Annotated in this window: 4 protein-coding genes and 1 pseudogene; 3 read left to right on the top strand and 2 right to left on the bottom strand. The window is 72.8% G+C overall.

Features of this window, described 5'->3' with window-relative positions; translation table 11 throughout:
* Nucleotides 1–214: pseudogene (locus AC27VN_RS37970) on the top strand (hypothetical protein); the annotation flags it as partial.
* Between the two features lie 10 nt (nt 215–224).
* Here AC27VN_RS37970 and AC27VN_RS37965 read toward each other — a convergent pair.
* Entirely contained in the window at nt 225–1,208 is a 984-nt protein-coding gene (locus AC27VN_RS37965; RefSeq protein ID WP_490879999.1) for a DUF2272 domain-containing protein, read from the bottom strand.
* 141 nt (nt 1,209–1,349) lie between these two features.
* On the opposite strand from AC27VN_RS37965, the gene AC27VN_RS37960 reads away from it, so the two are divergent.
* Together AC27VN_RS37960 and AC27VN_RS37955 are read left to right on the top strand one after the other, a co-directional pair.
* The gene (locus AC27VN_RS37960; RefSeq protein ID WP_093340313.1) at nt 1,350–1,940 is read left to right on the top strand and encodes an NADPH-dependent FMN reductase; all 591 of its coding nucleotides are present in this window, start codon (nt 1,350–1,352) and stop codon (nt 1,938–1,940) included.
* A 21-nt stretch (nt 1,941–1,961) separates the two neighbouring features.
* A complete protein-coding gene (locus tag AC27VN_RS37955) occupies nt 1,962–2,351 on the top strand; it encodes a VOC family protein (protein ID WP_490879998.1) in 390 nt (129 codons plus the stop codon).
* Here AC27VN_RS37955 and AC27VN_RS37950 read toward each other — a convergent pair.
* On the bottom strand, nt 2,338–2,821 hold a 484-nt coding region (locus AC27VN_RS37950; protein ID WP_490879997.1), incomplete at its 5' end, for a helix-turn-helix domain-containing protein. The two genes, AC27VN_RS37955 and AC27VN_RS37950, sit on opposite strands and share 14 nt — an antisense overlap.

The raw sequence follows: 2,821 nt of genomic DNA, 5'->3' as shown, positions 1-2,821 counted from the left end.
CTCGAACCCGGGGCTGTCGATCATTCCGCGCTATCCCGACGAAGGGCGCGCGGCGCAGGCCGATCCCGAGCCGGTCTATCTCTGGGGCCCCGATCCCTATCCCTACCCGCCGCCGCGGCGTCGCGTGCAGCCTCCGCCGCCGCATGTGCACGACCCCGGTCCGGGCCGCCGGCCCTGCGCCCACATGGCGGGGCTGCGGCGCAACAACTGCTGAGGCGCCCGCTTCAGCGCCACTGCAGCAGCAGCGACCACGGCTGCCGGCTCATGTGCCGATCGATGCATCCCGCCGCGTCCGCCGCGCAGCCTTCGGGCAGGTAACTCGGATCGAGCGTCCGCGTGCCCGGCGCGAAGTCCAGCCGGCGCAAGCTGACCGACTGCAGCACATTGCCGCCGACCGCGTCGAAGCCGCGTGCGTCGACGGCCGTCACCACGTCGCAATGCATCGGCAGCGCCGCGCCGCCCGTGGGCCGCGTCGCGAGCACCGTGCCGATCTTGGCGAAGCTGTCGAGCGCCGAACGCGCGCCGCGCGTCTGGCACACCAGGTCGCCCATGCGCGGCGGCGTGCGTGCGAGATCGCAGGCCCGCAGCGCGAAGCGCGTGGGGCGGCCCGCCGCTTCGTCGGCGCCAGCCTTCCAGGCCGCGCCCGCGTAGTCCACGTGCGCCTCGGAGAACACGAACTCGTCCGCGCCCAGTCCCGCCTGCCGCGCGAGCCAGCTGATGAAGGCGGCCGACCACGGCGTGTCGATCACCGCGACCCGGTTCACCGCCGTCGCCATCGCATGCAGCTCGGCCGCGTCGAGGCCCTGGTCGGGCCCGACGCCCAGCCCCATCAGGCGCGAAGCACTGGCCTGGTTCAGCGCCTCCAGCAGCAGCGTGCGATCGGCCGGCCGCAAGGCACCGAAGCGCACCAGCGAAGGCAGCTTCACGCGCGGCTGGTCCACCGCGTCCCAGTAGCCGAGCACGCGCTGCCACGGCGCGGGCGCGAAGCGCGAGACGCGTCCGTCCTCGGCCTCGGAACTGCCCGCGTCGACCATGCGGCCTTCGGCATCGAGGGTCTGCGCGCCGAAGGCCTCGTGCTCGCGTTGCGCGGCGGCGGCCATCGCGAGGGCGCGTGGCGGCGACGGGGCCTCGGCCGTGACCAGGCAGGACGTCGCGGCGAAGGCGGGCGTGCCGGTGAACAGGCACGCGGCCAGCAACCAGGAGCGCATCGAAGGAGAAGGGCGGCGAAGCAGCGGCATGCCGGACAAGCATAGCCCGGCATGCGGGTGGGCGAAGCATCGGGGTGCCACGCGGGCGCGTTACCCTTCGCGCGGGGCCGCACCCCGGCGGCCCTGCGAAACGGAGCGACGATGGCAGACAAGATCCTGGTGTTCTACGGTTCCTACCGCGCCGACCGCATGGGCGTGCGGCTCGCGGACTATCTGGTCGAGCGGCTGGCCGCGCGCGGCGCCGAGGTGGAGCTGATCGATGCCAAGGCCGTCGACCTGCCGATGCTCGACCGCATGTACAAGGAGTACCCGGCGGGCACGGCGCCCGAGGCGATGGAGACGCTGGCGCGCAAGATCCGCGCGGCCGATGCCTTCGTCTTCGTGACCGGCGAATACAACTGGGGCCCGCAGCCCGGCCTCAAGAACCTCACCGACCATTTCCTCGAGGAGTGGTTCTGGCGGCCCGCGGCGATCGCGAGCTACTCGGCCGGCCGCTTCTCGGGCGTGCGCTCGGGCACGGTGTGGCATTCGATCCTCTCCGAGATGGGCATGATCGTGGTGTCGAGCACGCTGTCGGTCGGCCCGATCTCGCAGACGCTCGACGCGCAGGGCCAGCCCACCGGCGCGCCCGGCGCCTCGCTCGACCGGGCCTTCGGCCGCTTCGCCGACGACCTCGCGTGGTGGACCGAAGCGGCGCGCGAACAGCGCGCGCGCAAGGCGCCGCCCTATTGACCTTCTTCGAGGAGACCCGCCATGCGGCTCACGCCCTTCCTGATGTTCACCGGCCAGGCCCAGGCCGCGATGGACTTCTACCTCTCGCTGTTTCCCGAGGCACGCATCACCGAGATCGAGCGCTACGGTCCCGCGGGCCCGGGCGCCGAGGGCACGGTGCTCAAGGCGCGCTTCGAGCTCGGCGGCCACAGCCTGCTGTGCATCGACAGCCCGCCCGTGCATGCCTTCGGCTTCACGCCCTCGATCTCGCTGTTCATCGACTGCGACGACGAGGCGCAGTTGCGGCGGCTGTTCGACGGGCTCGGCGAAGGCGGCCAGGTGCTGATGCCGGTCGATGCCTATCCGTTCAGCCGGCTCTACGGCTGGGTGCAGGACCGCTTCGGCGTCTCGTGGCAGCTCAACCTGCCCTGAGGCGCGGGTTGCTTTCGTCGCCGGGGCCGCTGCCCCCGTGCCGCAGGCGATAGGCCGAGGGCGTGCAGCCGAAGGCCGCGCCGAACGCGCGCGTGAAATGCGGAATGTCCTGGAAGCCCCAGCGCAGCGCGATGGCCGAGACCGGCCGCCGGTCCGCGGGGTTCGCGAGGTCCTGCGCGCAACGCGTCATGCGCTGCGCGCGGATCCACGCGGCCGGCGTGCTGCCCTCGTGCGCGAAGGCCAGGTGCAGGTAGCGCACCGAGACGCCGAAGCGCCGCGCGATCGAGGGCACGTCGAGCTCGGGTGAATCGAGCGCCTCGAGCACATGGGCCTTGACCCGGCGCACCAGCAGTTGGCGGTGCGCGTCGCGCATCGGCGGCGCGGGCGCCACACCGGCATCGACCGCGCGCGCCGATTCGGCCACCAGCTCGCACAGCAGCACCGCCAGTCGCTCGGCCGCGGGCCCCGCG

Source organism: Variovorax sp. 20P10.2.4, from assembly GCF_058244205.1.
This window is presented reverse-complemented; position numbering and strand designations above follow the sequence as displayed.